General features: G+C 42.4%; 19 protein-coding genes. 17 read left to right on the top strand and 2 right to left on the bottom strand.

All coding sequences use genetic code 11. The features are described from left to right. Window positions 1-11: 11 nt before the first annotated feature. A complete protein-coding gene (locus tag MKY83_RS04625) occupies window positions 12-656 on the bottom strand; it encodes a spore coat protein (protein WP_106067153.1) in 645 nt (214 codons plus the stop codon). Between the two features lie 144 nt (window positions 657-800). Between MKY83_RS04625 and MKY83_RS04630 the strand changes: the two genes are divergently transcribed. The 3 genes from MKY83_RS04630 to MKY83_RS04640 all read left to right on the top strand — a co-directional run bounded on the left by MKY83_RS04630 (window position 801) and on the right by MKY83_RS04640 (window position 7,828). Continuing rightward, window positions 801-4,181 carry a CheR family methyltransferase gene (locus MKY83_RS04630; protein ID WP_342488213.1) on the top strand — a complete coding sequence of 1,127 codons (3,381 nt, stop codon included), beginning with the start codon at window positions 801-803 and terminating at the stop codon, window positions 4,179-4,181. Between the two features lie 85 nt (window positions 4,182-4,266). Beyond that, window positions 4,267-7,170, top strand: a complete 2,904-nt coding sequence (locus MKY83_RS04635) for a 5'-nucleotidase C-terminal domain-containing protein (protein WP_342488214.1) — start codon at window positions 4,267-4,269, stop codon at window positions 7,168-7,170. A 91-nt stretch (window positions 7,171-7,261) separates the two neighbouring features. After that, on the top strand, window positions 7,262-7,828 hold the full coding sequence (locus tag MKY83_RS04640; RefSeq protein ID WP_342488215.1) for a class D sortase: 567 nt from the start codon (window positions 7,262-7,264) through the stop codon (window positions 7,826-7,828). A gap of 36 nt (window positions 7,829-7,864) precedes the next feature. Here the strand turns inward: MKY83_RS04640 and MKY83_RS04645 are convergent, their stop codons facing one another. Next, window positions 7,865-8,773 carry an RluA family pseudouridine synthase gene (locus MKY83_RS04645; RefSeq protein ID WP_106067157.1) on the bottom strand — a complete coding sequence of 303 codons (909 nt, stop codon included), beginning with the start codon at window positions 8,771-8,773 and terminating at the stop codon, window positions 7,865-7,867. A 108-nt stretch (window positions 8,774-8,881) separates the two neighbouring features. Between MKY83_RS04645 and MKY83_RS04650 the strand changes: the two genes are divergently transcribed. The 14 genes from MKY83_RS04650 (at window position 8,882) to MKY83_RS04715 (ending at window position 25,616) form a co-directional block, all read left to right on the top strand. Then, a complete protein-coding gene (locus MKY83_RS04650) occupies window positions 8,882-9,232 on the top strand; it encodes a DUF5365 family protein (RefSeq protein WP_003212251.1) in 351 nt (116 codons plus the stop codon). A 309-nt stretch (window positions 9,233-9,541) separates the two neighbouring features. Next, window positions 9,542-10,207, top strand: coding sequence for an HAD family hydrolase (locus MKY83_RS04655; RefSeq protein WP_003211898.1), 666 nt, complete (start codon window positions 9,542-9,544; stop codon window positions 10,205-10,207). Between the two features lie 15 nt (window positions 10,208-10,222). Next, window positions 10,223-11,761 (top strand): bifunctional GNAT family N-acetyltransferase/carbon-nitrogen hydrolase family protein, encoded by a 1,539-nt coding sequence (locus MKY83_RS04660; RefSeq protein WP_003211656.1) that lies wholly within the window; start codon window positions 10,223-10,225, stop codon window positions 11,759-11,761. Between the two features lie 128 nt (window positions 11,762-11,889). Then, window positions 11,890-12,306 (top strand): VOC family protein, encoded by a 417-nt coding sequence (locus tag MKY83_RS04665; protein WP_113768345.1) that lies wholly within the window; start codon window positions 11,890-11,892, stop codon window positions 12,304-12,306. A gap of 87 nt (window positions 12,307-12,393) precedes the next feature. Beyond that, complete coding sequence (locus tag MKY83_RS04670; RefSeq protein WP_342488216.1) at window positions 12,394-13,311, top strand: AEC family transporter; 918 nt, start codon at window positions 12,394-12,396, stop codon at window positions 13,309-13,311. A 32-nt stretch (window positions 13,312-13,343) separates the two neighbouring features. Then, window positions 13,344-14,936 carry a PucR family transcriptional regulator gene (locus tag MKY83_RS04675; RefSeq protein WP_185107630.1) on the top strand — a complete coding sequence of 531 codons (1,593 nt, stop codon included), beginning with the start codon at window positions 13,344-13,346 and terminating at the stop codon, window positions 14,934-14,936. A 255-nt stretch (window positions 14,937-15,191) separates the two neighbouring features. Further along, complete coding sequence (locus MKY83_RS04680; protein ID WP_185107629.1) at window positions 15,192-16,532, top strand: aspartate aminotransferase family protein; 1,341 nt, start codon at window positions 15,192-15,194, stop codon at window positions 16,530-16,532. Between the two features lie 181 nt (window positions 16,533-16,713). Beyond that, window positions 16,714-17,271, top strand: a complete 558-nt coding sequence (locus MKY83_RS04685) for a glycerol-3-phosphate responsive antiterminator (RefSeq protein WP_003212480.1) — start codon at window positions 16,714-16,716, stop codon at window positions 17,269-17,271. 213 nt (window positions 17,272-17,484) lie between these two features. Then, a complete protein-coding gene (locus MKY83_RS04690) occupies window positions 17,485-18,300 on the top strand; it encodes an MIP/aquaporin family protein (protein WP_003211784.1) in 816 nt (271 codons plus the stop codon). Window positions 18,301-18,315: 15 nt separating this feature from the next. Beyond that, the gene (gene glpK, locus MKY83_RS04695) at window positions 18,316-19,812 is read left to right on the top strand and encodes a glycerol kinase GlpK (RefSeq protein ID WP_065098954.1); all 1,497 of its coding nucleotides are present in this window, start codon (window positions 18,316-18,318) and stop codon (window positions 19,810-19,812) included. A 139-nt stretch (window positions 19,813-19,951) separates the two neighbouring features. After that, window positions 19,952-21,613, top strand: coding sequence for a glycerol-3-phosphate dehydrogenase (glpD, locus tag MKY83_RS04700; RefSeq protein ID WP_065098953.1), 1,662 nt, complete (start codon window positions 19,952-19,954; stop codon window positions 21,611-21,613). Window positions 21,614-21,926: 313 nt separating this feature from the next. Next, entirely contained in the window at window positions 21,927-23,672 is a 1,746-nt protein-coding gene (locus tag MKY83_RS04705; protein WP_342488218.1) for a phospho-sugar mutase, read from the top strand. A gap of 151 nt (window positions 23,673-23,823) precedes the next feature. Then, window positions 23,824-24,969, top strand: coding sequence for a GAF domain-containing sensor histidine kinase (locus MKY83_RS04710; protein ID WP_342488219.1), 1,146 nt, complete (start codon window positions 23,824-23,826; stop codon window positions 24,967-24,969). Then, window positions 24,966-25,616: a response regulator transcription factor gene (locus tag MKY83_RS04715; protein ID WP_003212112.1), complete on the top strand. Its 651-nt coding sequence runs from the start codon at window positions 24,966-24,968 to the stop codon at window positions 25,614-25,616. Before MKY83_RS04710 ends, MKY83_RS04715 begins: the two co-directional genes overlap by 4 nt. Window positions 25,617-25,698: the final 82 nt, after the last annotated feature.

A 25,698-nucleotide genomic window follows, 5' to 3' on the forward strand; every position in this document is an offset into this window, starting at 1 on the left:
CGTTTTTTTGTTTAATGAAGCGGTTTTTGCTGATTGGCTTTGCTTGGCGGCATTTGAACTTGGCCCTTCATTGGGGCAAATGTAGACGTCATCGCCTGCATATCTTGAGCTGTAAGCTGCGGAACTTGATAATAGCTATGTTTATTTTGATATAAGAAAATTTCATACGCCATTTCAATAAAGTTCGGAATTTGCGCTGCAAGCACACGTCGCACCACAGGGTTTGTTACCTCTAGTGCAGTCATTGAAAGTAATCCAGCATGTGATTTCACGAGACCTAGCATATGCCCTGTAATTCCCGTGTCTTTTACATCCTGCAACGATTGATTTGGCTTCTTAGGCTGAGATGGTTTTATTCCGTATGTCACCTGTGTTTGTTCTTTCATCATATACGTAGATGTTTCTTCACTAGGCTTTTGACCAGTAGAAAAACAATCTACCGTGACATTATACTGTGACAATACAAATTGATATTGTCGATCTAAAATGTCGGATAATGCGGGATCTTGGATGAATTGGCGAAAAATCATGTATTGATCCAAAATATTAATGGTCCCTGCTAATACTTCATGTAAATCAAATAACTCATGCCCGCCATGATTGAATTGAGGCTGCTGGACATTTCCTTGAACGTTTGTCTGCTGATCGTTTTGCATTGAGATTCCTCCTTCTGTTTATACAATCAGTTTTAATGTGAGGATGTTTTCCTTCTTTCATGCAAAAAACATTATTTACAATTAGAGGGTTTTCTTCCTTTTTGTCGAAAAAAAGTATCAGACGAATGAACATGGGGGTACCAGATGCAGGACAAAATCATTAATCGTTTGATAGAAGACGAACATGTGCAGGCACCAGTGATTGGCATCGGTGTTTCGCCGTTTGAACAGCATCATCTTGAGGCTTTTTTTCAATCATTTCCTCATGAATTAAATGCCTCTTTTATTGTTGTGCAAAATCATGTGACGGGCGATTGTATAACTGATTTGGAAGCACTTGTTTTACCGATTGGCTACCGGGCAAAAACGATTAAACATGGTGAGAAAGTCATGAAGAAGACGATTTATTTTTGTCCACAGCATGCGGTTGTGACGTTAACAGAAGATCAGCGGCTGCACCTATCAGAGCAGCTGCCTCCGTGCATGGCTTGCTCTGTGGATTTGCTTTTTCAGTCTCTCGCCAGCGTTCAAAAGGAAGAGGCTTTTGCGATTTACTTTCAAAAAGGTCATTGTGTGGGAAGTGGCTTGCTTCAGTTGGTTGAGCAGGGCGGTACAGCTTTATCGTGCAGCGAGGTAGAAAGTGGTTTTGACACCTTGTATCAACAAACATTCAAAGACCCTTCCACCCTTGCGGCATATATCGCCAATATCATTAACGTTCCGCACATCGATGAGGCAGATCCTGTATTACTGAGAATTATTGATCGTCTTGAAATGTATAAAGGCATTGCCTTTTCAACCTATCAAAAGAAAAGGCTGCTATCTGTCATTCAAAAACGAATGAGGATTGCAAAAAAACGGATTTCATTATTAGCAGAGTACGACTGCTTATTAGAAAGAGAACCAGATGAGCTTGACCTACTGCACGTACAGCTTCTAAGCGGCATGACATCTTTTTTTAGAGATATGGAGGCTTTTCATGTATGTGAACATCAGATCATTCCGTCGATCATTGAAAATGCGGTGAAAAACGGGAAATCTCGATGCCGTATTTGGATTGCTGGATGTTCGACAGGAGAGGAAGCCTATTCTTTTACGATCTTATTTTTAGAAGAAATGAAGAGAAGACAAGTGACCATTGAACTTCAAGTATTTGCAACAGATATCAACCGAAAAGCCATTCAAACAGCTAGTAAAGGTCTTTACTCAGTAGAGTCTATGGCAAGGATGCCGGAAAAATGGCGGGCGCGATATTTCGAAAGGAAAGGTGACGCTTTTATTGTGAAGCAGTCGCTTAGAAAACATATTGTTTTTGCACCTCACAATTTATTGATCGATTCACCTTTTATCCACCTCGATTTTATCAGTTGCCGAAATGTTCTGATGTACTTCCAGCCTGAAGTGCAAAAACGAGTATTGTCCCGATTCCAATATGCTTTAAAAGATCAAGGGATGTTGATATTAGGGCCAAATGAAACTGTACCCAATATCCCTCGTTTGTTTCATTTGTTCAATGAAAAATGGAACATTTACACCCATTCAAACGTTTCAAAACCACATGTTCCTTGGACACCAGACGCTCGTGATATCGAGTTGAAAGCGCGAGCCGAACAATATATGCAAGAAGTAAGCAAGGATTATGATGCATGTATGATCATCAATGATAGTGATAGAATTCTGGCAGTATCAAAGGGTGCGTATTCTTTTTTAGACCATACAGAAGTGTCAGATCAATCATGTGAATATGTGACACCTGATTATATGAAAGAGATGCTCAGTCAAACCTTTCAAAAGGTGTGGACAGACGAGACAGAGGTTGTGTTTCAACATGTTCTCATTTCGGAAAAAGGCAGCAAGCAGTATGCGAATTTTACCGTGAAAAGTTTTGACCGCCGTTTTAAGGGAGTTTACGTCATTCTCATTCGAATGAATGAGAGAGGAAAAAATCAAAAGAACGGCAGGGACATAGGGATGTCAGATCAAAATTCAGTCTATCAACAGCGTATTGTCGATTTAGAAAATGAACTCAATGAAGTCAAACAAAAGGAGCAGGAGGCAAGGGCTCAATTAAAAGCAAAACACACGCAATTAGAGGAGTTTGAGAAAAAACACGAGCATTATATAAATATCATAAACAACTTGAGGGTGACAAGAGAAGAACTGTACAGACCCTCTGTCAAGCCGGAGCTTGCGACGTTGTTTGTGGACAGGGACATGAATATTCGCTATTACACTCCTACAGCTGCCTCTTTATTTACTTCTGCGAAAATCAGACATCAGCAATCCTTTCGGTCGATGGCTAAAAAGCTTACGCAGGAAACGCTCTATCATGATATCCAATCCGTCATCTCGGATAGACGCGCGATCGAACGTGAAATTGAAACGAACGAAGGCGAGCAATTCACCGTTCACATCACACCCATCTTCGATGAAGAACATGAAGGAGCAGTGATGACTTGGATTAAAATGACTGAAGTAACGAAAATCAAGCAGTCGCTTCATCTAGCGGTGACGGCACTTGATAACAGCCATATTCATATTGTTGTGGCAACTGAGGAAGGAGTCATCCAATGCGTGAATCAGCGTTTCTGTCAGTTTGTCCAGCAGCATGAATTTGACCTGATCGGCAAAGATATTTTTTCTGTCTATCATTCGCTATGTCAATGTGATGATTTAGAGAAGCAATGGAAGGTTTGTTTAAGAGAGGGCAGCTGGACAGGTGAGCTGTACTTTCAAGATTTATCTGGACGCGAACGATGGGAGAGAGTCTCTTTACATCGAATCGATGACCCTGACAAAATGCAGTCAACCGTCATGCGGATTTCAGAGGATATCACCAATCAAAAGCAGTCAGAGAAGATGCTGATGAAATCAGAGATGCTGTCAGCAGTAGGGCAGCTTGCAGCAGGCATCGCTCATGAGATACGGAACCCGCTGACATCATTAAAAGGATTTTTACAGCTGATGATTCAAAGTAAAAAGTATCAGAAAGATTATGCAGATGTGATGATGTCAGAGTTTAATCGGCTCGAGTCAATTATTAATGAATTCCTCGTTCTTTCTAGAAGCAAATCGGTGAAATTTGAACCGGTACATGTCAATCTTCTGCTCGAAGAAGTGATCATGGTCGTTGAATCCCAGGCGGTCTTAAAAGGTGTTTCCATTCAGAAAAAGCTGTCTCCGTCGCTCCCTAACATTCAAGGCATTCCGAATGAACTGAAACAAGTCTTCCTAAACATCCTTAAAAACGGAATAGAAGCGATGGATGGTGTGACAGGCGTCATCAAGGTGACCTCTCTCATGAAAGATCATCAAATGATGTTGATATTTGAAGACCAAGGAAAGGGAATACCAGAGGACGAAATAGGGAAACTCGGTGAACCATTTTATACAACAAAAGAAAAGGGGACAGGCCTTGGTTTAATGATGACCATTAAAATCATTGAAAGCCATGGCGGCACCATTCGTTTTGAAAGCAAAAACTTTGAGGGGACACGAGTAATTATTACCTTTCCAATGAGTTAAAAAGACAAGTTTTACATGAAATCCATTCAACATCAATATTTACTTTGTACACTATGAGAGATGAAGCGCAAAGGGGAGAGGTCTAATGAAACGAATGCTATCTATTCGAATGATTTGTTGTTTGGTTTTGGTGATCTTTAGTTTGCAATCCTTATTGCCTGGTATGTCCGCAGGGAGCGAGGTCAATGCATCTGAAAAGAAAGAAATGGTGTGGAAACAAAAAAAGATTGTGCACATCAAAAAAGCCCGTCAGCTCATAGGAGAGACCGTGACAGTGAGCGGAATTGTGACAGCAGATCAATCAGCTGTAGGCAATGGGAAACTGTCCACATACATTCAAGACAAATCAGCTGGAATCAATGTTTATTCAGCGCAGCCCAATCACTTCCCGGAACTAAAAGCAGGGATGAAGGTGACAGTGACTGGTAAAATTACGTCTTATAAAGGACTGATTGAAATTGTGCCAGATCAAGGCAGTCTGAAGGTAGATGCTGTGAACCAAACCTTGCCAAAGGCGAAACGAGTGTCTGTGAAGCAGCTAGAAACGGAACAAGCAGGTAAGCATGAAGGAAGATTAGTGAAGGTCAAAGGTTATGTAGAAACAAAACCAGCGCAGCCGGCTGGCGGTGGATACAATGTAGTGATCATTGATAAAAAATATCACAGCACCACTTTGAGAGTGATGGTCGATACGAATGCGATTGATAAAGTAAAGACAGGAAAATGGTACGAGTTTACAGGGGTGTTAAGCAGGTATGATACGTTGCAGTTGCTTCCAAGACATAAGGATGATATCAACCTGCTGAAACGTCAGCCAAAGCCGCCAAAGATGAAGAAAGAATACAAAGCAACGGTTGACCGTGTGGTGGATGGAGATACGATTCATCTAAAGAAGCCCGTTCTAGGTACAACAAAGGTGCGTTTTGTGAATATGGACACGCCGGAAACGTATCATCAGCCAAAAAGCGAATTAGACAAAAACCAATTGCGTTTTGGACAGCAAGCGACTGACTATTTAAAAACACTACTTTCAAGCGGTGACCAAGTCACATTAAAGATTGGTCCTGAAGCGAAAGATAACTATGGACGTCTTTTAGCTCAAGTGAAAACCAAAAAAGGGTTAAATACAAATCTAGAGCTTGTGAAAAAAGGATATGCCCCTACTTATTTCATCTGGCCAGTTGGAGATGAAAAGGACTATCATACGTTTCAAAAAGCAGTAAAAGAAGCAAAGGAAAAAGGACTGGGCATATGGAACGAAGCGGACCCTCTGCTGGAACAGCCATTTGAATTTAGAGCACGTGAACAGAAAAAAGGACTGACACGCTATGTTGGTGATTCATCTGTCAAAACCTACGTGACCCCTGACAAATGGAAAGAAACCGATGTGGATAAACGGATCTTTTTTGCTTCCAAAGAAGAAGCAGAGCAGGCTGGTTATCAGCCGGCAAAGAAATCGGGCAAAGTACCATTAACGATTTTAAGTATGAATGATTTACACGGTAAAATTGATCAAGAATACGAGTTGGATCTAAAAGATGATGGCAATAAAGGCATGTATGGGCGGATGGATTATGTCGCGGCCTATATGAAGCAAAAACAAGCAGCGCACAAAAATACGATCACGGTCCATGCTGGAGATATGATTGGCGGGAGCTCTCCAATATCTTCTCTTCTGCAAGATGAACCAACCGTTGAACTCATGGAGAACATTGGCTTTGATGTCGGCACGGTCGGCAACCATGAATTCGATGAAGGGGTAGACGAGCTATTGCGTATCTTAAATGGCGGAGATCATCCTAAAGGCACAAAGGGATATGACGGACAGAACTTTCCGCTCGTTTGTGCGAACTGTGAATACAAGGATACTGGCAAACCACTTTTACCGGCTTATGAAATCATCGATGTCGAAGGAATCCCAGTCGCATTTATCGGCGTTGTGACCAAGTCAGCCGCAGGAATGGTCATGCCAGAAGGGATTAAAGACATTCAGTTTACAGATGAAGTCAAAGCTGTGAATGAAGCCACGAAGGAATTAAAACAAAAAGGAGTTAAAGCTATAGCGGTTTTAGCTCATATGACAGCCTCTCAAAATGGCGATACGATCACCGGGGAGAGTGTAAAGCTTGCCAAAGAAGGTGATGATGAAATTGACGTCATCTTTGCAGGGCATAATCACGAAGTGGTCAATGGAGAGGTCAATGGAAAATTAATTGTGCAAGCCTTTGAATACGGGAAGGCGATTGGCGAAGTTAATGTGACACTTGACCGTAAAACGAAGGATATCGTCAAAAAAAGTGCGAATATCCAGTATGTAGATCAATCTGATATAGAAAAGGACAAGGAAGCAGCAGACATCTTGGCTCATTACGGGAAAGAAGTGGAGCCGATTATTAGTGAGGTTGTTGGAGAAGCCGGGGTCAAAATGGAAGGCGGCTATTCAAATGATGGAGACACGCCGCTCGGTAATTTGATTGCGGATGGTATGAGATATTCAATGAAAAGTGACTTTGCCATGATGAATGGAGGCGGCATTAGGCAAAACCTTGAAAAAGGGCCGATAACATGGGGAGATCTCTTTAATATTCAGCCATTTGGCAACGTTTTAGTCAAACTAGAGATCAAGGGAAAAGACTTAGTAGAGATCATAGAAGCACAAATTTCTCCGCAATTTGGACCAGATTATAGCATTTCAGGCTTTTCATATTCCTATGATCCTGTAACATATAAAGTAGTCGACTTGAAGCTGCCAGATGGTTCAGCCGTAGCTCTCGATCAAACGTATACACTCACTGTGAATAACTTCATGGCAACTGCAACTGGCAGTAAATATGCACCAATAGGCAGGCTTGGGCAAAACCCTGAAACAGGCCCAGAAGACTTAGAAGCCACTGTCGATTTTGTGAAAAGCTTTGAGGGAGCTTCCATTGTGTATCAAAAAGAAGGACGAATTCAAAAAGCAAAACAAGAAGAAAAAGCAGCAAGCTAAAAAGCAGCAAGCTAAAAAGCAGCAAGCTAAAAAGCAGCAAGCTAAAAAGCGTATCATCTAAGAGAAACGTAACAGGCAAAGGAGTTTAAGCATGAAAAAGTGGCTTGCACTGACTGTGATGACAGCCGGGATTGTGCTGTTCGGCTGGGGAATTTGGCAAATCGCCTCTACTCATCTTCAAACCGCCCAATCATTAGACGAAGCGAAGAAGGTCGTGGCGGACGATCAAGGGATGTCCAAGAAGCAGTTTACTCCTGAAATGGGGAGAGCCTCTGGCATCCTGACGATTCCAAAATTAAAAGCAGACCTTCCCATTGTCGAAGGGACGGATGCGGATGACCTAGCAAAGGGAGTAGGACACTACAAAGGCAGTTATTATCCTGATCAAAATGGACAAATCGTCCTTTCTGGCCATCGTGACACGGTGTTTCGCAGGACAGGCGAACTGGATATTGGAGATCAGCTGAAAATCACTGTGCCGTATGGTGAATTTATATATGAAATCACACATACGAAAATTGTTGATCAGCATGATACATCCATCATTACGTTGCAGAATGAAAAGGAAGAGCTGATATTAACCACATGCTATCCTTTTCATTTCGTCGGCAATGCGCCAGAGCGGTATATTATTTATGCAAAAAGAGTGTCTGAATAAAGAAAAAGAGCCTGCTTTCATACGCAGGCTCTTTTGTTAATGGATGATTTGACTCATGAGCTGGTCCATATCAGGTCGTAGAGGTGCTTCGATGATCAGATGCTCACCTGTAAAAGGATGTTTCATGTCTACTTGCTTGGCGTGAAGAGCACACCTGTTGATGTAATCACGAACTCCGTCATATAATGTATCCCCAGCTAGTGGATGCCCGAGACTGCTCAGGTGGACACGAATTTGATGCGTTCTACCCGTTTCTAATTGAAGTTTAACGGCTGTCAGTTGCAGACGTTTATTCATATCCATGACCTGAAAATGAGTCACAGCTTTTTGCCCATTAGGGGAGATTCTTCGTCTGACTGCATGGTGTTTGTCACGGCCGATCCCTGCATAGATGGTGCCTTTCTTTTTTTTGAAAAGTCCCTCTGCGATGGCGATGTATGTGCGTTTGATTGTTTTTTTAGAAAGCATTTGATCAAGAGCCGCATGGGCTAACCTATGCTTTGCAAAAATGACGGTACCGCTCGTGTCTTGATCTAGCCTGTGGATATGTCTTACCCGCTTTTCTTCTCCATTTGCTTGAAAATGGAATGCCACAAGATTTGCCAGTGTGCCTGTTTGTCCTTGTTCATTCGGATGAGTTGGCCGGCCGGCCGGTTTTTGCACAATTAATAAATGCTCGTCCTCAAAGAGTACCTCTAATTCACCGTATTCTGGTGTTACATCACTTTCTTCTGTTTCAAATAAATCAATGATGATCTGATCGCCTTGACTGACTTTAGCCGCGTGATGGGCAGGCTTTTGATTTAAACGAACTTTTTGATGCTCCATCCAAAAATGAATAATCGGTTTTGATGCAGAGACGGCTGTCTTTAAAAAATGACTGAGTGAAGTGTGATGATACTGCTCATCTACTTTGAGTGAGAGCGTGTGTCCTTTTATGATCATGATATCCGTTCCTCTCTATGGGTATATATAGGAAACACTTACCTTGGCGAAAGCCTTTTTTTCTGTGCTATTCTGAATGGAGAATAACGACAGAGAGGTAGATGTCACGTGAGATTAATGAAAGCTGCTACAGACCTGCAAGAGCAGGCAATTGAAGAAATATCAAAGGATGTTGAAGATCTTCTTTCTCATGCTGTCAATGGACAGCAACGGGATATGCGTCAAAAAGATCGCTCCCTTACCTTTATTGATGGCGTATATAACGGGACGATGGACGATGCTTTTCGTATTTTATCGGGACTTCAGCTATTACATACCATCATTGTAAAACCGAAACGTCATCTCACCAAACGAGATCGTGAACTATTCGAACGAAACCGTGAGCAGGTCAATGCCTGCGGCTTTTCTTTTCCGTTTGATCTAGACGATTTTGCCAGCCGTCACCTTCAAAATGCGTAAAAGATGGTGTGAACTTCCTTGTTAACTTACAAGGACCTCGCACATACTATTTTTAAGGGAACGGAGAAACCTTTAAGATCTGTAATACCAAACCCGCTCTTTTTCAACATCGCCTATTTCTCCACGAATCGGAGCGCTTGGATCTCTTGCAGAATGAACCGAACACGAGTAGGAGCCTGACAAAACGGTGCAGGCTCCTTTTATACATAATCATTTTAGCAGACATTCATCTTTGAAAGTCAATTTTATTCACGATATGATAGCATTGAGTATATCTTTAAGACTTTTGTAAAAAAAGGAGTGGCCTCGTTGGTAAAGGCGATTATATTTGATTTTGACGGATTAATTTTAGATACAGAAACACATGAATATGAGGTTTTACAAGAAATGTTTGCGGAGCATGAGTCAGATCTGCCTCTTTCCGTATGGGGCAAGGTCATTGGTACGCAGGCAGGCTTTAAGCCATTTGAATATTTGGAAAAGCAGCTAGGGAAGACGCTGGATCATGAGACACTCACAGCAGATCGGCGTTCTCGTTTTCAAAAAAGAATGAAGGACGAATCAGCAAGACCTGGTGTAGAAGCTTATTTAGAAGCAGCAAAGGAGCTGGGGATCAAGATTGGACTTGCTTCCAGCTCAGACTATAAATGGGTGTCTGATCACCTGAAGCAGATTGGTCTTTTCGACTATTTTGAATGTATCCGCACGTCAGATGATGTGGAAGAAGTGAAACCAAATCCAGAGCTCTATTTGCAAACCGCACGCTGCTTAGGGGTAGAGCCAAAAGATTGTGTGGCATTTGAGGATTCTGTAAATGGATCAGTAGCTGCCAAACGGGCAGGTATGAAATGTGTCATCGTCCCAAACAAAGTGACGAGCACGCTGCAATTTGAAGAATATGATGTCAGATTAGAATCCATGGCTGAAATCGAATTGCTCCAGCTATTCCATCAGCTTGAAAAAGAGGATCAGTAAGGGGGCAAATACATCATGGCAGAAAAACTAGATTTAACGCGGTTTGAAAAAAGAATAGTGATCCGTAATATCCATGAAGAGGATATTGATCGAATCATTGCCTTACAAGAGGTATGTTTTCCGGGCATGGATCCTTGGAAACGGGAGCATCTTGAAAGCCACCTTGAGCATTTCCCAGAAGGACAGTTTTGTGCTGAATTCGAGGGGGAAATCATTGGCTCTTGTTCAAGTTTATTAATTAACTTTGATGAATACGATGATCGCCACACGTGGCAGGACATTACAGATGATGGGTACATCACAAACCATAATCCTGATGGGATGAATATGTACGGAATCGAAGTCATGGTGAGTCCTGAGTACCGCCGCATGAAAATTGGACATCGTTTGTATGAAGCAAGAAAAGACTTAGCAAGAAGATTAAATTTAAAAAGCATCATCATTGGCGGACGCATTCCGAATTATCATAAATACCAAGAGGAAATGACGCCTCGCCAGTATGTAGAGCAGGTCACGATTCACCAAATCTATGATCCCGTTTTATCTTTTCAGCTGTTAAATGAATTTAGTCTCATGCGGATCAATCCGAATTACTTGCCTGATGATAAAGCATCCAGCACGTATGCGACGTTAATGGAATGGAACAATGTCGATTATCGCCCGCAATCGAAAAGATATTTTAAATCGGCATTCCCTGTTCGAATTTGTGTGATTCAATATGCAATGAAACAAATTCACTCCTTTGAAGAATTTATGAATCAGGTGGAGTATTATGTGGATGTCGCATCAGATGCATCAGCTGACTTTGCGGTATTCCCAGAAATTTTCACGACGCAGCTCATGTCTTATTTAGAAGAGCGGTCACCAAGTCTTGCTGTGCAGCGAATCACGGAATATACCGAGGACTACATTAATTTGTTCACAGACCTTTCTGTGAAATATAACATTAATATCATCGGCGGGTCCCACTTTGTAGAGGAGGAAGGGAAAATCTACAATATTGCCTATTTATTTAGACGTGATGGAACGATTGAAAAGCAATATAAGCTTCATATCACGCCGAATGAAAGAAAATGGTGGGGGATTTCAGCTGGTGACCAGGTCCGGGTATTTGATACGGACTGCGGCAAAATTGCGATCCAAATTTGCTATGATATTGAATTTCCTGAGCTTGCACGGATCGCAGCTGACAAAGGAGCGAAAATTATTTTCACTCCGTTTTGTACAGAAGACCGCCAAGGCTATTTAAGAGTACGTTACTGTGCACAGGCGAGAGCGGTTGAAAACCAGATTTATACCGTTATCTCGGGAACAGTTGGCAACCTTCCGCAAACCGAAAATATGGATGTTCAATATGCGCAATCGGCTATATTTGCCCCATCAGACTTTGAATTTGCAAGAGATGGGATTGTAGGAGAGTGTAATCCAAACATTGAGATGGTCGTCGTAGGTGATGTCGATTTAGAAATTTTAAGAAGACAAAGACAAGATGGAACCGTACGTCAGCTGAAAGACCGAAGAAGAGACGTGTACCATATTGAATATAAGAAATAATGAAAAGAAGCGCCTATTGTTGAGGCGCTACTTTTTGATGACATCAGATTTTTTCAATTGACAAAGGGATGCTGGAGAAAAAGCTGAATATACTGAAAGGAGATTATGTGTTCAAAAAGGAGAGGAACATGGGGCGACAATCTAAACATCTGTATATCAATTTGCCGGTAAATCATGTGAAGGAATCTATCGCTTTTTTTGAGCAGCTGGGCTTTGACTTTGAGCAGCAGTTCACGAATGATCAGGCGGCCTGTTTGGTCATTGATGACACGATCACCGTTATGCTGTTATCTCTTAGGCATTTTCAATCCATCTCAGAGAAACAATTAGTGGAAGCAAAAAAGGCATCAGAGGTGATTATCTCTATGCGTGTTCATTCACGAGAAGAGGTCGATGAGCTTGTCGAGAAGGCAATGGCGGCAGGTGGTTCACCGTTTAAGGAGAAGCAGGATCATGAGTTCATGTATGGATGGAGCTTTCAGGATCTTGATGGTCATTTGTGGGAAGTGTTTTATATGGATGAGGAAAGAAGCGGCCTTTCATAAGGGTGCTTCTTTTTTATTGTTTATCAGTGGTATGATAATGAGGAGCAGAAGGAATCTGGAATTCAACTAGAGAAAAGTAGGTGCAGCATGGAGTTTTTACTTGTCTTACTGCCAGTGTTCGGCATATTCCTGATCGGGTATATCGGGCAGAAGGCGATTGGTTTTGACATACATACGCTCTCATCAATGTCTTTATATTTAATGTCACCATTTCTTGCGTTTGAAACCTTTTATCAAAACAAAGTGTCGATGGACTATGTGTATTTATCCATTTTTGTTGTCGGGCTTTGTCTTGCACTTATTTTATGTGTTTTTATTTTATCTCGTATTTATGGGTATTCGAATGAAACGTATTGCGCCATGATTCTGTCGTCAGCTTTTATGAACAATGGAAACTATGGCACGCCTGTTGTGCTGCTTGTCTTCGGAGCCGCAGGTTTGGATATTGCGATTGTGTTGATGGTGCTGCAGCAGCTTGTCATGAGTACAATCGGCATGTATTATGCAGCAAAGGGCGGAGAGGATGCGGGAGATGGAAAGGTCGTCTTGAAAAAAGTGCTGCGTATGCCGGTTGCTTACGGGGCACTCATCGGTCTATTATTTCAGCTGATTGATCTTTCATTACCTAAAGAGCTGATGACGGGTATTCAGCTTGTAGGGAATGCTGCCATACCGACGATTATGCTTATTTTAGGTATGCAGCTTGCTGTGATCTCTTTTAAGCAAGTGGATTATCGCAATATTTCTTATGCTGTATTGCTGAAGCTGTTTATCTCCCCACTTATTGCATTTGGCTTTACGTTTATTTTACCGGTAGATGATATGGTGAAACAAATTATGATCTTAGTGGCAGCCATGCCGACAGCAGCAAATACCACGCTGATGGCTGTACAATTTCGAACGAAGCCTGAGTTTGTTTCAAGCACGACATTTCTCAGTACAATCTTAAGTATCGTGACATTACCAGTTTTATTATGGATTTTATCCATGCACCCTCTGGGATAGGGGATAGGCGGCAAACAAAGGGGGACATATGAATGAATGTAGATGTTCATTTCCAAGTGAGTGACGTGTTGAAAACGAAGCATTTTGCGCATGCAAAAGTGTTAGCAGGGGAAAAAGGATTGTTTCGGCAGGTCAAATGGATACATGTGTTAGAAGTGCCTGATGTAGAAGATTTATTAAATGGAGGCGAGCTGATATTAACGACAGCCGCAGGCTTCCATGATCAACTGGATGTGTTTCAAGCGTTTTTACGACAGCTGATTGATTCAGGGGCGGCCGGCTTGTGTATTGAATTTGTTCCGCTAAGATTCGAAGTGCCGGAAGAATTACTGACTTATGCAGAAGAAAGAGATTTTCCACTTATTCTGTTTACAAAAGAAGTGAAGTTCGTCAACATCACGCAGCATCTTCATACGATGATGATCGAGCGTCAGTATCAAATGATGGCTGATTTAGAAGCACTATCATCAAAGCTGAATGAGCTTTTACTGACCCCGCATCCGCAGATGGATATTTTGGATCAAGTGTATCAGCACGTAAGGGGGATTCTTTTACTCCTCCCTGTTCAGGGCGAGCCGATTATTTTATGTGATTCTTCCAAACAAACGGAAGAACTGGTCATGAATTATTTGCAGTTTGCTTCCGTGCCAAAAGGATACGAAGTGACACAAAAACAAGTGCTTGCGCTCAAACAAACATTTGCAGATCTTGTGCTCATTCATCAAGCGGACATGCTCTCTGAATTCGAACTGCTTGTGATGGATAAAGGAGCGAATGCTCTAGCCCAGCAAACATTAAGAGAGCTTTATTCAGAAGAGCTGAAGAAGACAAAAGAAATTGAATGGCTGCAAAAATGGTTTCAAGAAGAGCATACAGAACAAGAGATCATAGAGCACCTTGAAGAAACAGAAGGGATGAAAAAGCCAACTGGCTGCGTAGTCTTGCTCTTTCAAAAGCATCATCAAATTGAAGAAATCGCAGGGAACCTTTACTTTCTTGTCTCTTGCCGCTCCATTTTTCAGCGTGCGGGTTTCCATCTGATTGCATATGAGTATCAAGAACAAACCTTGTTTATTTTATTAAACACGAGAAAGAAAGAGGACTGGAAAGAGCGTGCAGAAAAGGCTGCAAACGACATCAAACAATTGTATGACCGAGAGCAGCCCCGAGGGGACGAGATCAATTTTGGTATCGGGCAATATTGTGAAAAGTTTCAGCACATGAGAAAAAGCTTTCAAGCAGCCAAAGAAGTGCTACATTTAAAAAAAGTGATGCCTCAGCGGGTGGAAAGTCCATTTTACCAAGATCTACATATGCTCCGTCTCATGCCTATGATGAAGGAAAGCGGTCTGCTTGAATGTATGGTGAAAGAGTATTTAGAGCCCGTGATTTTATACGATAATCAAAATAACGGGAGACTCTATCAAACGCTGAATATCTTTTTACAGACAAACGGTTCTAAAAAAGAAACCGCAAGCCAGCTTTATATTGTTAGGCAAACCCTTTATCATAGACTGGATAAACTGCATGCCTTGCTCGGTGAGGATATGATGCAGGCGCCGAAACGACAGGCGCTTGAATTTGCGATTCTTGCTTATGAATTCCTGCAAGGAAATCGACGTTAGCGGAGTGTGTTCCATTTTGCCAAGGCATCAAGAAAAATGTCTTATGCTCGTGCTCAATCAGTTGACGATCTGTCTAATGTAATCGGCCTGACCCCTTTTTTATAATGAAAGTAACGATTGGTTCTCTCTTACGGGCGGCCTGGTTCCAGTTTCATATGCCTCACGTTTCATCCATATAATGAATGGAGAGGCAATGTGCTGCTGAATTGGTCTAAGCTTCTTTAATGATGAAAACGGATACATGGGGGCGGGAAGATGAAAATACATGAGCAGGCTCAAAATCTTCAGGCAAAAGATGATCAGTTGATCTGGCATCAAATGAAAGGAACAAACAAGGAAAATGAAAGTATGGTCATTCACGAGGCAGAAGGCGCATGGGTGACAGATATTCATGGAAATCGTTATTTAGACGGGATGTCAGGCCTTTGGTGTGTAAATGCCGGATATGGCCGGAAAGAGCTTGCAGAAGCGGCGTATAAGCAATTAAAGACAATGCCTTACTATCCGCTTACACAAAGCCACGTGTCGGCGATTCAGCTGGCTGAAAAGCTAAATGAGTGGCTTGGCGGGGACTATGTCATCTTCTTTTCTAACAGCGGTTCTGAAGCCAATGAAGCTGCATTTAAAATGGCCAAACAATATCATGCGCAAAAAGGAGAGAGTGCTAGGACAAAGTTCATCTCCCGGTACCGGTCGTATCACGGCAATACAGCAGCTGCTCTTGCTGCAACCGGTCAAGCGCAGCGTAAATATAAATATGAACCATTAGGTCAGGGCTTTATTCATGTCGCACCGCCTGATGTGTATCGTCATCCTGAGGATCAAGAGAATTTGGCAAGTGCTGCGGCCATTGATCAGGCCATGACGTGGGAACTAAGTGAGACGATAGCAGGGGTCATTATGGAGCCGATCATTACGGGCGGAGGTATCCTAATGCCGCCAAAAGGGTATTTGAAGAAGGTCAAAGACATCTGTGAAGCTCATGGAGCGCTCCTCATTGTAGATGAAGTCATCTGCGGATTTGGCCGGACAGGGAAGCGGTTTGGTTTTATGCATGAGGAAGTAAAGCCGGATATTATCACCATGGCAAAAGGGATCACAAGCGGCTATTTACCGCTTTCTGCAACGTGCGTGAAACGAGAAATCTATGAAGCCTATGCAGGAGAAGATACGTATGACAGGCTGCGTCATGTGAATACATTTGGCGGGCACCCTGCTTCCTGTGCGGTGGCACTTGCCAACCTAGAGATTATGGAAAACGAGCAATTAGTTGAACGGTCCGATGCGCTCGGCCGGGATATGCTTGAACGTTTGCAAGAGTTAAAAGAACACCCATTTGTCGGAGATGTCAGAGGAAAAGGCTTGCTGTTTGGCATAGAGCTTGTTCAGGATCAACAATCCAAAAAGCCAGCTGAGCCACATGTCGTCGGTCAATTGATTGCTGAATGTAAAAAACGCGGACTGATCATCGGGAAAAATGGGGATACAGTGGCGGGCTATAATAACGTTGCCCAGCTTGCACCGCCGCTTAATATAACAGATGATGACGCCTCATTTATCATCAATACCTTAAAAGAAAGCATGGCACAGCTATAGCAGAGAACTTCTCTGCTTTTTTTATGGAATAAAAGTTTGCTTTCCATCATTTTGAGCTAGTTCTATGAAGATGATGTGAGATGAAATCGGTATTGGGCACACTAGGTGTATTGAAAAATAGAAGAGTTTCAATTACTGTTAGGAGAAGACTGATCCAATACACTTTTGAAGGAGACGGCTTATGAGTTTTCATGATCAACCCATTTTACCTGCTGTACGCAATATGAAGCAATTTGAGGAATTTTTAAAAAGCCCATTTACATATGGTGTTTTACTTGATGTTCACTTAGGCCGGCTTAAGGGCATCATGAATGAGGCAAATGCTCATCACAAAAAAATGTTTGTCCATGTCGATCTCATTCACGGGATTAAACATGATGAGTATGGAACGGAATTTATTTGTCAGGAAATGAAGCCAGCAGGAATAATTTCTACTAGGTCTTCTGTCATAGTAAAAGCCAAGCAAAAAAAGGTATATGCCATTCAGCGAATGTTTTTACTTGATACGAGTGCCATGGAAAAAAGCATGGAGTTCGTTGGGAAACATCGTCCAGATTTTATTGAAGTATTGCCGGGCGTCGTGCCAGATTTAATTACAGAAGTGCGCGAGCGAACTGGGATCCCGATTTTTGCAGGCGGATTTATCCGTACAAAAGAAGATGTAGAAAGAGCGCTTGAAGCAGGGGCTACAGCTGTGACGACCTCAAATACCACCCTTTGGAAAGCGTTCCAAAAGTGAAAAGATAAAATGTGAATATTTATTGACAACGTTTTCATCCTCTGATACTATTGCACTAAGTTAATATCATGTGATGGAGAAACGGAGATCCACAACAACGCTTTACTAGGTGACAAATGACCCTGATGTAAAGTATGTTTGTTGTGGATCTTTTTCTTTATCTTTTCTACACATTCATAGGGGATGGCAACTGAACCAGAGGAGGAATTTTTCATGACACCATTTTGGGGAGAAGTCGTAGGTACAATGCTGCTCATTATTTTTGGGGGCGGTGTGTGTGCGGCAGTTAATTTAAAGAAATCACTCGCATATCAATCCGGCTGGATTGTAATCGCTTTCGGATGGGGATTTGCAGTAGCCATTGCAGCATATGCAACTGGTGGAATTAGCGGAGCGCATTTAAACCCTGCACTCACAATTGGGCTTGCGCTAGAAGGAAGTTTTCCTTGGGCTGATGTTCCAATGTATATTGTTGGTCAAATGCTTGGTGCACTAATAGGGGCTACTATTGTCTTTTTACATTACTTACCGCACTGGAAAGCAACAGATGATCCAGGTGCAAAGCTAGGCGTATTCTCAACTGGTCCTGCGATTCCGCATACTTTTGCAAACGTACTTAGTGAAGTCATCGGTACATTTGTATTGGTTCTAGGAATCTTAGCGATTGGTGCAAATAAATTTGCAGACGGAGTCAATCCGCTGATTGTTGGTTTCTTAATTGTTGCAATTGGTCTTTCTTTAGGTGGAACAACTGGTTATGCAATTAACCCTGCACGTGATTTAGGTCCGAGAATCGCACATGCGATCTTGCCGATTCCAGGGAAAGGCCCATCGAACTGGAAGTATGCTTGGGTGCCAGTCGTTGGTCCAATTTTAGGCGGCGCATTTGGCGGTGTTTTCTACAATGCAGCCTTTAAAGCGAACGTCACACCAGCCTTTTGGATTGTAAGCGTTATTTTAGTTGTGGTATTGTTAGGACTCTATATCACTACGAAAAACCAAACAAATGCTGTAAATGAAAGTATGTAAGGGGAGGAAAACATCATGACAAAAGAAAAATATATTCTTGCATTAGATCAAGGGACAACAAGCACAAGAGCGATCTTATTTGATCAAGAAGGCAAAATTGCACATACAACTCAGAAGGAATTTAATCAATATTTTCCGAACCCAGGCTGGGTAGAACACAATGCAAATGAAATTTGGAGCTCTGTTCTATCGGTCATTTCAACTGCTTTAATTGAATCAGGAATTGAAGCAGACCAAATCGCTGGTATCGGAATTACGAACCAACGTGAGACAGCGGTTGTTTGGGATAAACATACAGGCGCACCTATTTACAATGCAATTGTTTGGCAGTCAAGACAAACATCTGGCATTTGTGAAGAGTTAAAAGCGCAAGGACACAGTGAAACGTTTAGAAATAAAACAGGTCTTCTCATCGATGCTTATTTCTCAGGTACAAAAGTAAAATGGATATTAGACAATGTAGAAGGTGCCCGTGAGAAAGCAGAAAATGGCGACTTACTGTTTGGCACAATCGATACTTGGCTTATTTGGAAGATGACAGGCGGTAAATCACACGTCACAGATTACTCCAATGCGTCAAGAACATTAATGTTCAACATTTACGATCTGAAATGGGATCAAGAATTACTTGATATCCTTGGCGTACCGGCTTCTATGCTTCCAGAGGTGAAACCATCTTCACACATTTATGGTGAAACAACAGACTATCACTTCTTTGGCAGAAATATTCCGATTGCAGGAGCGGCGGGAGATCAGCAGGCTGCTTTATTCGGTCAGGCTTGCTTTGAAGAAGGAATGGCGAAGAACACATATGGTACAGGATGTTTCATGTTGATGAATACAGGGGAAAAAGCCATTAAGTCGGATCATGGTTTATTAACGACGATTGCATGGGGCATTGACGGCAAAGTTGAATATGCTTTAGAAGGAAGTATTTTCGTTGCTGGCTCAGCGATTCAGTGGCTGCGTGATGGACTCAGAATGTTTAAAGACTCGAAAGACAGCGAAGCTTATGCAGAGCGCGTTGAGTCAACAGATGGCGTATACGTCGTTCCGGCATTCGTTGGTCTAGGCACACCATACTGGGATAGTGATGTCAGAGGCGCTGTATTCGGGTTAACACGCGGTACTTCTAAAGAGCACTTTGTCCGTGCAACGTTAGAATCACTTGCTTATCAAACGAAAGATGTGTTAGATGCGATGGAAAAGGATTCAAACATTTCATTAAAAACATTGCGTGTGGATGGCGGAGCTGTAAAAAATGATTTCTTAATGGGCTTCCAAAGTGATTTACTGGATGTGCCTGTAGAGCGTCCAGAAATTAATGAAACGACGGCACTCGGTGCGGCCTATCTTGCGGGAATAGCAGTTGGCTTCTGGAACGACCGTTCAGACATTGCAAAACAATGGAACCTTGACAAGCGCTTTGATCCTAAGATGGAAGAAGGCAGCCGTGACTCGTTATACAGCGGGTGGAAAAAGGCTGTAAAAGCAGCTCAAGCTTTCAAATAAACCAAAAGTATGGTATACTTCAATTAAGTTAATAGAACGGTTGGAGAACTGGAGAGACCGCAGGCACCGAAGTGTAGAAATACGCTTTGGGTGTTTGCGGTCTCTTTTTCTTTACCGTACAACATGGGAGGAACAAGAGATGACTTTTTCTAGCTTAGAAAGAGAACAAATGCTGCAGGAAATGACAAAAAAACCATATGATGTGTTTATCATTGGTGGGGGTATTACAGGCGCGGGTACAGCACTTGATGCGGCTTCACGGGGAATGCGCGTCGGTCTTGCAGAAATGCAGGATTTCGCAGCAGGTACATCTAGCCGCTCAACGAAACTAGTGCACGGTGGACTTCGTTATTTAAAACAATTTGAAGTAAAAATGGTCGCAGAGGTCGGTAAAGAGCGTGCCATTGTATACGAAAACGGTCCTCATGTAACAACACCAGAATGGATGCTTCTGCCGATGCATAAAGGCGGGACATTCGGTAAGTTTTCAACATCCATTGGGCTTAGAGTGTATGACTTTTTAGCTGGCGTCAAGCATAGCGAACGCAGAAGCATGCTGAGCGCGAAGGAAACACTTGCAAAAGAACCGCTTGTGAAAAAGGACGGCTTAAAAGGCGGTGGCTACTATGTTGAATACCGTACGGACGATGCACGCCTTACAATCGAAGTCATGAAAGAGGCTGTGAAATTCGGAGCAGAAGCGGTCAACTATGCGAAAGTAAAAGAATTTATTTATGATAAAGGCAAAGTTGTCGGTGTTGTCATTGAAGATGTCATGACGGAGAAAACCTACGATGTATATGCGAAGAAAATCGTCAATGCGACAGGTCCATGGGTCGATCAACTAAGAGACAAGGATCACTCAAAAGAAGGGAAGCACTTACAGCATACAAAAGGTATTCACTTAGTATTCGACCAATCAGTCTTCCCATTAAAACAAGCGATCTACTTTGACACACCTGATAAGCGGATGGTCTTTGCGATTCCAAGAGAAGGAAAAACGTACGTTGGAACAACAGATACAGTGTACAAAAAGCAGTTGGAACATCCGCGTATGACAAAAGCAGATCGTGATTATGTCATCAAAGCGATTCAATACATGTTCCCTGGTCTCAATATTACAGAAAAAGATGTTGAATCTAACTGGGCTGGTCTTCGTCCACTCATTCATGAAGAGGGCAAAGACCCTTCAGAAATTTCTCGTAAGGATGAAGTATGGACATCATCTTCAGGCTTAATCACCATTGCTGGCGGTAAATTAACAGGCTACCGCAAAATGGCTGAGCACATTGTGAATCTTGTACGTGATGGACTGAAAGAAGAAACAGGCAAAGACTTCGGGCCATGTAAAACAAAGCATATGCCAATTTCAGGCGGTCATGTAGGCGGATCTAAAAATATGGCTGCCTTTGTCCAAGCGAAAACAGCAGAAGGTGCATCTGTTGGTTTAACAGAACCGATTGCTCAAAAACTTGCCGAAAAATATGGCTCAAACGTCAGCAGTCTCTTCAAGCGTGTAGAGCAGCTTCAAGGTGAAGCAGACAAACGAAACATTCCAGCGTATGTACTCGCAGAGCTTGTCTATGCAATCGAAGAAGAATTAGCTGTTACCCCTGTTGATTTCTTCTTAAGAAGAACAGGAAGCTTACTATTTAATATCAACTGGGCAAAAAAATATGCACAGCCAGTCGTTGATTATATGGCAGAGCGTTTTGACTGGGATGAAGCAGTAAAACAGAAGCATCAAACAGAATTAGATCAACTATTCCATGAAGCAGTTGTACCGCTTGATGCTGAATAAAAGAAAAGCCGATCATGTATCGGCTTTTCAGCGTGTAGACAAACCCTCGCATTCTTTGTCAGGTCTGTGCGCCGGTGCTCGTCCTTTCTAGACTTCAAGGGTTTTCAGACTACGCTGAAAGGAAGACAAAGAACTAAAATAAAGATCATTTTAGCCCTTTGTCAGCAATAAGTAGAAGCCGATCATGCATCGGCTTTTTTATTTGTTCAGCATTTTCTTCATCTCTCAATGATATAGCATGACATAAAGGTTGATTCCATATAAAATAGCAGTAGAGGTTATTTTATTGATGATAAGAGCTGGGAGGACGACCATGAGTTGGAAGACGAATTATGAGCGATGGATCAATGAGAAGCACCTGGATACTGAGCTAAGGGAATGGCTGGAGGCACATCAAGATAATCAACAAGCACTTGAAGACTGTTTCTACAAAAACCTTGAGTTCGGCACTGGAGGAATGCGCGGGGAGATTGGTGCTGGCACGAACCGAATGAATGTGTACACGGTTCGTAAAGCATCTGCAGGTCTTGCTGCGTATATTGCGAAACATGGAGAGGATGCAAAAAGAAGAGGCGTCGCCATTGCATATGATTCACGCCATAAATCGCCTGAATTTGCGATGGAAGCAGCCAAAACTCTTGCCGCGCAGGGCATCCAAACATACGTATTTGACGAACTGCGTCCAACACCAGAGCTCTCCTTTGCTGTACGAGAGCTGAATGCATTTGCTGGGATTGTCGTAACAGCAAGTCATAATCCACCAGAATATAATGGCTATAAAGTATATGGAGAAGACGGCGGACAGCTGCCTCCACTTCAAGCAGATCAAGTCATTCAAGAAGTAGATGCAATAGAAAATGAACTGTCGATTTCAGTTGATTCAGAAGAAACGTTAAAACAAAAAGGGCTGATCAACATGATCGGAGCAGAAATCGATCATGCTTATATTGAAAAATTAAAAACCATCAGTGTCCACCCTGAGCTGGCAGGTGAGGTCGATGTTAAAGTCGTTTTCACACCGCTTCATGGTACGGCCAACCAGCCTGTCCGAAAAGGGCTTCAAGCTTTAGGCTATCAGCACGTAACCGTTGTGCCTGAACAGGAAAGACCAGATCCGCAATTTTCAACAGTGACATCGCCAAATCCAGAGGAGCATGCAGCATTTGAGTATGCCATCAAGCTTGGCGAAAAGCAGAATGCCGATATCCTCATTGCAACAGACCCAGATGCGGATAGGCTAGGTATTGCGGTCAGAGATCATGATGGAGAGTTTACCGTCTTAACAGGCAACCAAACAGGAGCCCTATTGCTCCATTATTTATTGTCTGAAAAACAAAAGCTTGGTCAGCTGCCGCCTCGTCCTGTTGTGATGAAAACGATTGTCACAAGTGAGCTCGGGCGTGCTGTTGCTTCAGCATTTGGTGCCCATACGATTGACACGCTTACTGGTTTTAAATTTATCGGTGAAAAAATCAAGCAATTCGAAGAGAGCGGGGAATACACGTTTCAATTCGGGTACGAAGAAAGCTATGGCTATTTGATCGGTGACTTTGCCCGAGATAAAGATGCCGTGCAAGCAGCGCTGTTAGCTGTCGAAGTCGCTGCTTTCTATAAAAAACAAGGCAAGTCCTTGTATGATGCGCTTGTTGATATTTTCAAGGAGTTTGGATTTTACCGGGAAGGGTTAAAGTCGTTAACCTTAAAAGGAAAAGAAGGAGCAGAGCAAATTTCAGCGATCCTTCATACCTTTAGAACAAATCCGCCAGCTGCTATCGCGGGTCAGCGCATCACTGTCATCGAGGATTACCAATCAAGTCAAAGATATCTGATTGCCGAAAAGAAAGAAGAAACCATTCACCTTCCAGCATCAAACGTGCTGAAATATTTCCTTGAGGATGGTTCGTGGTTCTGCTTAAGACCTTCCGGAACTGAGCCTAAAGTGAAATTTTATATTGCTGTCAAAGGTACATCGTTAACAGATAGCGAAGAAAAGCTGAAGCATTTGTCAGAAGAAGTGATGAAAGTCGTTTATGAAATTGTGGAAGAAACAGCTAAATAAACAAACAAGGCCATTGTGTGAATACATGATGGCTTTTTCTCCATCAAAAGGATGAGAAAAAATCATCCTTTTAGAGAAAGAACCGGCAGAATGCTCATGATATAATGAGCGTAATGAAAAGAGAAGGCAGCAAATGCCGGGGGTAAACAGTATGGGAGAATATCAAGAGAAGGTTGAAACATTAAAAACGTTAAAAGAAATTGCTGAAAAGCTAAATGAAGGCACGGAAATGAAAGATACGCTTCATGAAGTGCTCCATATGCTGATGGATGTCACAGGCTTTCATTCCGCATGGATTTATTTTATAGAAAAAGACGGCTCGTATGAACTGATGGCAGAGGTCTCCTTACCCGAAGCGCTGGCAAAGCATCAAAAGCAGCTCATGTGCCAAAACGATTGCTATTGCATCAATCGATACACAAAAGGTTCACTCCAATCAGCCACAAACATTATGAATTGTAAACGCATCGAAACGGCGATGAAAAAGCAGCTTGGGGATACTGAAGGAATTACGCATCATGCGACGGTTCCCCTCAAAGCATGTAAGCGTACGTTCGGGTTATTGAATGTGGCGGCAAAAGGAAAAGTCACATTTACGCAAGAAGAATTGAACTTGCTTGAAAGCATTGCGCTTCAAATTGGTACCGCCATTCAACGGATGAAGCTTGTGCAAAACGAACATCAGCATGCTCTTTTGGAAGAAAGAAACCGGCTTGCACAGGACTTACATGATTCCGTTAACCAAATGCTATTTTCAGTCAGCCTGACTGCTAAAGCCGCCCGTCAAATGACAAACGATCAGAATCTAGGGGAAATGATTGATTTTATTCAGCATTTGTCACAAGATGCACTGGTTGAAATGCGGTCACTCATTTGGCAGCTAAGGCCAAGAGGACTTGAAAAAGGATTCACAACAGGGATTCAAGAGTATGCAAAGCTTTTAGGATTACGCTGTACATTATCGTTATCAGGCTGTATGGAGATGGATCATACCCAGCATGAAACGTTGTTTCGGGTATGCCAAGAAGCGCTGAATAATTGTCAAAAACATGCGGAAGTAGAGGAAGTCAAGGTCCAGCTTGAACAATCAAAAGACACGTTTGAGATGAAAATCATCGACCATGGAAAAGGGTTTCAGTATGACGAGCAAATGAGCCTCCCTTCACTTGGTCTGAAAGGGATGTCTGACCGTATCAAAAGAGCTGGTGGAACATTTTGTATAGAGTCTGAGCTCGGTAAAGGAACCACTATTCAAGTGAAGGTGCCATTTTCTCAAGAAAGGAAGGGGTCGTCATGAGAGTTGTCATTGCAGATGATCATCATATTGTGAGAAAAGGGCTTGTGTTTTTCCTGCAGACACAGCCTGACGTCGAAATCGTTGGTGAGGCTTCTAATGGAGAAGAAGCATTAGAAATTGTCAGACAAACGCGGCCTGATATCGTTCTCATGGATTTATCGATGCCTGTAATGAATGGCATTGAGGCAACGAAACAAATGACGCTGGAAATGCCTGATACCCGCATTGTGATCCTGACAAGCTATGCGGATAAAGATTATGTTATTCCCGCCATTCAAGCAGGGGCAAAAGCCTATCAGCTCAAGGATGTAGCGCCAGAAAAACTTCTTACGACAATGATTGACGTACAAAAGGGCACCTATCAATTAGATGGTCATATCACCAATTTTCTTGTGCAGCATTTGACTGAGCCAAAAGAGCAAAAATGGGAGTTAATGAAAGAGCTGACCAATAGAGAGCGAGATGTCTTATTCGAAATTGCAAAGGGGAAAAGCAATAAAGAAATTGCCTCATCCTTGTTTATTTCTGAAAAAACTGTCAAAACGCACGTATCTCATGTATTATCAAAACTAGAGCTGGCAGATCGTACCCAAGCGGCTCTGTATGCAGTGGATTATCAAAAAAGTCAGCCTAAAGAGCTGCTATAACAGAAGGGAATTTAGTCGTTATGCTAAAACTTTTAAGCGCACATTCAGTTCAATGAATTGAATAAAAAGAGCACGGTTGTTG

It is taken from the genome of Bacillus sp. FSL M8-0266 (genome assembly GCF_038613425.1).
Classification (GTDB): domain Bacteria; phylum Bacillota; class Bacilli; order Bacillales; family Bacillaceae; genus Bacillus; species Bacillus pumilus.

Coding starts and splice junctions, on each gene's coding strand:
- MKY83_RS04625 (WP_106067153.1), bottom strand. CDS start 656: ATGCAAAACGATCAGCAGACAAACGTTCAAGGAAATGTCCAGCAGCCT.
- MKY83_RS04630 (WP_342488213.1), top strand. CDS start 801: ATGCAGGACAAAATCATTAATCGTTTGATAGAAGACGAACATGTGCAG.
- MKY83_RS04635 (WP_342488214.1), top strand. CDS start 4,267: ATGAAACGAATGCTATCTATTCGAATGATTTGTTGTTTGGTTTTGGTG.
- MKY83_RS04640 (WP_342488215.1), top strand. CDS start 7,262: ATGAAAAAGTGGCTTGCACTGACTGTGATGACAGCCGGGATTGTGCTG.
- MKY83_RS04645 (WP_106067157.1), bottom strand. CDS start 8,773: ATGATCATAAAAGGACACACGCTCTCACTCAAAGTAGATGAGCAGTAT.
- MKY83_RS04660 (WP_003211656.1), top strand. CDS start 10,223: ATGGCAGAAAAACTAGATTTAACGCGGTTTGAAAAAAGAATAGTGATC.
- MKY83_RS04665 (WP_113768345.1), top strand. CDS start 11,890: ATGGGGCGACAATCTAAACATCTGTATATCAATTTGCCGGTAAATCAT.
- MKY83_RS04670 (WP_342488216.1), top strand. CDS start 12,394: ATGGAGTTTTTACTTGTCTTACTGCCAGTGTTCGGCATATTCCTGATC.
- MKY83_RS04675 (WP_185107630.1), top strand. CDS start 13,344: ATGAATGTAGATGTTCATTTCCAAGTGAGTGACGTGTTGAAAACGAAG.
- MKY83_RS04680 (WP_185107629.1), top strand. CDS start 15,192: ATGAAAATACATGAGCAGGCTCAAAATCTTCAGGCAAAAGATGATCAG.
- MKY83_RS04685 (WP_003212480.1), top strand. CDS start 16,714: ATGAGTTTTCATGATCAACCCATTTTACCTGCTGTACGCAATATGAAG.
- MKY83_RS04690 (WP_003211784.1), top strand. CDS start 17,485: ATGACACCATTTTGGGGAGAAGTCGTAGGTACAATGCTGCTCATTATT.
- glpK (WP_065098954.1), top strand. CDS start 18,316: ATGACAAAAGAAAAATATATTCTTGCATTAGATCAAGGGACAACAAGC.
- glpD (WP_065098953.1), top strand. CDS start 19,952: ATGACTTTTTCTAGCTTAGAAAGAGAACAAATGCTGCAGGAAATGACA.
- MKY83_RS04705 (WP_342488218.1), top strand. CDS start 21,927: ATGAGTTGGAAGACGAATTATGAGCGATGGATCAATGAGAAGCACCTG.
- MKY83_RS04710 (WP_342488219.1), top strand. CDS start 23,824: ATGGGAGAATATCAAGAGAAGGTTGAAACATTAAAAACGTTAAAAGAA.
- MKY83_RS04715 (WP_003212112.1), top strand. CDS start 24,966: ATGAGAGTTGTCATTGCAGATGATCATCATATTGTGAGAAAAGGGCTT.